Genomic DNA, 4,787 nt, shown 5'->3' with positions numbered 1-4,787 from the left:
TCATAAAATATGAGTTTCGAGACCTCAGCAAAATATTGCAATGCTTTATATACATGAGATTGTAAAAATTATTTTATTAAAATTACTGGAGGCTGATGAAATATGATAATAGATCATATAAGCAACAATGTAGTAAAAAAATTGGAACAAACGGTGCGCTATGAAAAGAAACAGCTACAGGTATTACGTGTAAGTAAAAGTAGTTCTAATATGCACGCTTACATGATTTCCCCAGAATTCTCAGAGGTTAAAATTTCAAATACTGAACTGGATGAATATATAGAAAATCTATCAACAAGTCTGAAATATGTCATTGATCGCAAGTTAAATCAACAAGAAATTGAAAAACAAAATCATTCTTTCATTATGACGTGCGCAGTTGAGGAAGATGGTGTTATAGATGATGAAACGATTCATTTTAATACGACGTATGTTAAGCCACCTACACTTGCGAGTAAGGTATTTAAGCTAGTGTGTGGTTTAGGAAATCGTTTGAATAGCTTAAAAGAGTTACATATAACAGTATTAAATAATAATATTAATCGAATTGAAATAGAGTTTTATAATGAAAATGAAACATATGTAGCAGTAGAAAAAGAAGAAATTGCAAATGCGATTATGGGGGCATATACAAAAGCCAATATCTATTATTCCGCAGATCTCCGTTATATTGCAGGAGGAAATGAAATCAAATTAAAGAGCATTAAGCCAAAATTAGCGGGTGATGTGTTGTGAAGCGAGAAAAAGGGATGATTGGAGTTTTATGTACATTTGTTTTTATGATCCTAGTACTCATACCTTTACATACAGCTCATGCATCTGTAAAAGTGGATTTTAATGAATTGAAAGGAAATGATGTTTCTTCATCTTTTAACGAAGGATTAAACAATCGAACAAAAACGACAGAGAAAGACGATTCATTTGGGTCATCAATTATACAAAAAGTTGAGGGTATGTATGCACCAGCTTTTAAAGTAGGGGTAAATATCTTTTCTATCTCTTTCATATTAGGTGTTATTGTCATGGTTATGGCGTTAATTACAAAGAATGGTCAATGGATGAAATGGGCAACAGGGAGTATGATTTTCTCGTTCGTTAGTATGATGGCAATGAGATTAAGTGTATATTTCTTATTTAGTTCGGATGTATTTTCGTTTATGAACATTTTTACGGATTTTTTAGACCTGTTTAAAGCAACAGCACTTATTTTTACACCCTTTATGTTAATTGCAGGAATTCGTTTACGAAGAATTCATGAGAGTACAAAACAACCTGAGTATTATCGTTGGTCTAATCGCGTTATAACGGGATCTTGTTTACTATGTATGTTAGCCGTACTGGCTCCATGGTTATTTGCGAATATGTAAAGAAATATATATAGATGCAAAAGGTACTGAATGTTCATTCAGTACCTTTTATCTACCCATCTGATTTTTCCTTTCGTATTCTGCAAATATCTCCTCTGATTTAGGGGATAATTCGTTCGATTTTTAATCGTTTTTTTGTTGTAAAGGATTTCCATTTGTAGAATGAACAGAACTTGTAGTAGAGCTGGTGTGCCTGCAAAACAGACGAGGAAGATAGAAACTAGAATAATATTTAAATTAGAAATTCATACCTCATATTTAATAATAACTTAATTTATTTTGATAGGAGTGCTTGTTTTGAAAAGAAATCGAGAATATACCGCTTTACGTAATTCTATCTTGATAGGTTGGCTGCTCACAATTATAGTTATGGGCTTATCTATCTATTTTTCTTCTATTGTATATTTACTAATTGGATGTTTCATTTTGTCATTGAAATATGGATTAATGGGCACTATAAAGAATGTAGAAAAGCATTTGCCAACCTGGGCTAATTTTGGAGTGATTGAAAAACCAGTGAATCGGAGGGTGACAAGACCGTTTCAATTTCGGGGCGGACTCATTGTTTCATTAGCATTAGGATTCATAGAGATGGTGATAAAAGGTTTATGTATCTCATATTATATTTTAGGATTAGAAACCCATGTATATCGTTTAATGCGTAGAAACACAAGAATGTGAAAAGGGGACGTATATTATGAAAGTATTAATATTTGAATTAATTCTAATTGTGCTTCTGATACCGATAAACATTATGGTAAAAAAACATGCTCCAAAATGGAAAGGAAGAGCTGGAGAAAAGATGGTAAAACGTATATTAAGAAAATTAGATCACGAAAGGTATTGGGTGTTACATGATGTGACGGTTCATACAGAGTATGGTGATACAACTCAAATTGACCATATTGTTATCGCAGAAACAGGTATATTTGTTATAGAAACGAAGAACTACGAGGGCTGGATTTATGGAAGTGAGAAGACAGCAAGATGGACAAAAGGTATTTTTAGAAAGAAACACTCTTTTCAGAATCCATTTAGACAAAACTATAAGCACATGAAAACAATTGAATGGGTGATCGAACAACAGCTGCCGTGTATTTCTATTGTAGCGTTTCATCCAAAATGCAGCCTAAAAAGAGTAAATGTTCATTCTAAAGATAAACATGTCCTATATTATAACGATCTAAAGAAATGTATCGAATCCTATATTGATGTGAAATTAACAAAAGACGAGGTCGAACATATTTACCAGACTATTTTGCAAGCAAATATTACTGATAAGGATACTGAAAATAAACATGTGAAGTATTTACAGAATAAGTTCGCTAAACAATAAGAAACGGAGCAAGGAACAATGTTATATATAATAGGATTTTTGGTAATCATCGTAGTAGTTATTCGTCTTAACGTGAAGTATTACCAGTTAAAAGGTAATCCAAAAGATTTTGTGATGAAAAAGAAGGATTAAGGATTTATTTTAGAAATAGAGGTAATAGAATACATATATTATTTTAGCCATCACCAAAGGTCATAAGAACCGTTTTACGATCGGTAAATACATACATTACTATATTTTATTAATAAATTTAAGTGATATAATAAATAAAAATAAACAGGAGGTTTAGTTGTGAAAGAAGTGTTAGATGTAGAAACGTATTTAAAGAAAATGAAGAATCAGAAAATAAATTATGATAAAGTATTAAGAAAAATGATTAATGATTGGGAAGCAAGGAACGAAAGACCAAAAGTGTTACTTCATTCATGCTGTGCTCCTTGTAGTACTGCTTCATTGGAATTTCTTGCAGAACATGCAGATATTACGGTTTTTTTCTCGAATTCGAATATTCATCCGAAAAGTGAGTACATGCGACGCTCTAATGAACAAAAGATCTTTGTAGAAAAGTTCAATGATCGTACTGGGCACACAGTAGGATTTCTTGAGGATGACTACCGTTCAAATGTATTTTTTAAAATGGTAAAAGAAGAAGGTTTGGCAGAAGAGCCAGAAGGCGGGCTTCGTTGTTCAGCTTGTTTTGATATGAGATTGGATCGTTCAGCTGAGGTAGCACAAGAAAAAGGTTTTGATTACTTTGGGAGTGCCATTACTCTTTCTAAAAATAAAAATAGTCAATTAATAAATGAACTTGGAATCGGTGTGCAAAAAAATTATGATTCGCGTTATTTACCAAGTGATTTCAAAAAAAGTAATGGATATCAACGTTCAATTGAAATGTGTAATGAATATGATGTTTTCCGTCAGTGTTATTGTGGATGTTCATTTGCAGCAGAGAAACAAGGTATAGATTTAAGATCGGTGAACAAAGATGCGATACATTATCTGAAAGAAAATAATCTTAGTTTAAAAAAATAGATTTAATGGAGAGAAATTCGATGTAAGATTAACCTATGATTTACAAACGAAACGCATTATGTTTCTAAAGGAAAAACGTAAAAAGCTAAAATAGTTCGGGAATAACTCCTTACTGGTTAAAGTTCTAGAGAAGAAAAAACCAATAAGGAGTGTTTTCTTAATCTCGCATTTCCCCTGCCTCTCGGGAAGTCATTGCTCCTTGTCCTGCTCTTACATCATTTTGAATTTCTTGTTTCACTTTTTGTGCATCTGTTTCAGCAAAATCTGGTTTCATAACAGAACCAGGACTTTTTATAGATTTTTTACGATCTTGCATACAAACCCTCCTTGATTTAACATTTAACAATCTTATTATTTACAAAAATACACTCGGTATACTCCGAGTAGTATAATGTTTATTGAAGAAAAAATTGATTACTATAAGGTGATAGAGGAACATAGGGAATAACAATCTTGCATTAACATCTCTCTCAAAAGTTTAGAGAAATATCTGCCAGAAAAACGCCTTTCTCTCTGTAGAAATATAAAGGAAGAATAGTGTTTTTTTATTTTGGATACAATAGTCTAATTATGCAAATAACCACTTGTTAAGGTTATTAGTAAAAGTGGGATCCAGGAATGACTAAATAGGGCATCTAATATATGAAAGTTTTAATGGGATTGAGTTTTATGTTTGGTTGTATTTTCATTACATCAGGAAATGCTGAAGCTGCATCGGGAGGATGGTATAAAGTTACAGCTGCAGGTAACAATTGTAAAGCTAGGGTAAATACTGATCAAACTGAATATAAGCCCAATAATAAAACCGTAGGCATGCAATTAGAGGCAGAAGGAAATTGTAGTAACATGTATTAAGATACGGCTTTATCAGATAGAGACCTAGAGTCTGTAGCACATGATACAACTGTTGGAAGTTTTTCTTCGAAAATTCCAATAAAACAACTAAAAATAGGTAATGTTCGCGAAAAAGAAACTACAGATATTATAGTTCAATTATACAAAGATGCCGCTCATACACAGCCTATAGGAAAACTAATTTCAAATAATAT

The 4,787-nt window shown here is 32.1% G+C and carries 7 protein-coding genes; 6 read left to right on the top strand and 1 reads right to left on the bottom strand.

Going from position 1 to position 4,787, the window contains the following annotated elements; translation table 11 throughout:
* Nucleotides 1–102 precede the first annotated feature (102 nt).
* The 5 genes from ABWK52_RS26370 to ABWK52_RS26345 all read left to right on the top strand — a co-directional run bounded on the left by ABWK52_RS26370 (nt 103) and on the right by ABWK52_RS26345 (nt 3,738).
* Entirely contained in the window at nt 103–735 is a 633-nt protein-coding gene (locus tag ABWK52_RS26370; RefSeq protein WP_353772244.1) for a hypothetical protein, read from the top strand.
* The gene (locus tag ABWK52_RS26365; RefSeq protein ID WP_000817900.1) at nt 732–1,367 is read left to right on the top strand and encodes a hypothetical protein; all 636 of its coding nucleotides are present in this window, start codon (nt 732–734) and stop codon (nt 1,365–1,367) included. Before ABWK52_RS26370 ends, ABWK52_RS26365 begins: the two co-directional genes overlap by 4 nt.
* A gap of 297 nt (nt 1,368–1,664) precedes the next feature.
* A complete protein-coding gene (locus tag ABWK52_RS26355) occupies nt 1,665–2,048 on the top strand; it encodes a hypothetical protein (protein WP_097797397.1) in 384 nt (127 codons plus the stop codon).
* A 16-nt stretch (nt 2,049–2,064) separates the two neighbouring features.
* Nucleotides 2,065–2,703, top strand: coding sequence for a nuclease-related domain-containing protein (locus ABWK52_RS26350; RefSeq protein WP_097862037.1), 639 nt, complete (start codon nt 2,065–2,067; stop codon nt 2,701–2,703).
* 300 nt (nt 2,704–3,003) lie between these two features.
* Entirely contained in the window at nt 3,004–3,738 is a 735-nt protein-coding gene (locus tag ABWK52_RS26345) for an epoxyqueuosine reductase QueH (protein ID WP_031303436.1), read from the top strand.
* Nucleotides 3,739–3,895: 157 nt separating this feature from the next.
* On the opposite strand, the gene ABWK52_RS26340 is transcribed toward ABWK52_RS26345, so the two are convergent.
* Nucleotides 3,896–4,054 carry a hypothetical protein gene (locus ABWK52_RS26340; protein ID WP_176520483.1) on the bottom strand — a complete coding sequence of 53 codons (159 nt, stop codon included), beginning with the start codon at nt 4,052–4,054 and terminating at the stop codon, nt 3,896–3,898.
* A gap of 326 nt (nt 4,055–4,380) precedes the next feature.
* Between ABWK52_RS26340 and ABWK52_RS26335 the strand changes: the two genes are divergently transcribed.
* Nucleotides 4,381–4,593: a hypothetical protein gene (locus ABWK52_RS26335; RefSeq protein WP_353772243.1), complete on the top strand. Its 213-nt coding sequence runs from the start codon at nt 4,381–4,383 to the stop codon at nt 4,591–4,593.
* The last annotated feature ends 194 nt before the right edge of the window (nt 4,594–4,787 follow it).

The sequence above is a fragment of the Bacillus sp. AP50 genome, from assembly GCF_040492675.1.
GTDB classification, from domain to species: domain Bacteria; phylum Bacillota; class Bacilli; order Bacillales; family Bacillaceae_G; genus Bacillus_A; species Bacillus_A cereus.
This window is presented reverse-complemented; position numbering and strand designations above follow the sequence as displayed.

Coding starts and splice junctions, on each gene's coding strand:
- ABWK52_RS26370 (WP_353772244.1), top strand. CDS start 103: ATGATAATAGATCATATAAGCAACAATGTAGTAAAAAAATTGGAACAA.
- ABWK52_RS26350 (WP_097862037.1), top strand. CDS start 2,065: ATGAAAGTATTAATATTTGAATTAATTCTAATTGTGCTTCTGATACCG.
- ABWK52_RS26340 (WP_176520483.1), bottom strand. CDS start 4,054: ATGCAAGATCGTAAAAAATCTATAAAAAGTCCTGGTTCTGTTATGAAA.
- ABWK52_RS26335 (WP_353772243.1), top strand. CDS start 4,381: ATGAAAGTTTTAATGGGATTGAGTTTTATGTTTGGTTGTATTTTCATT.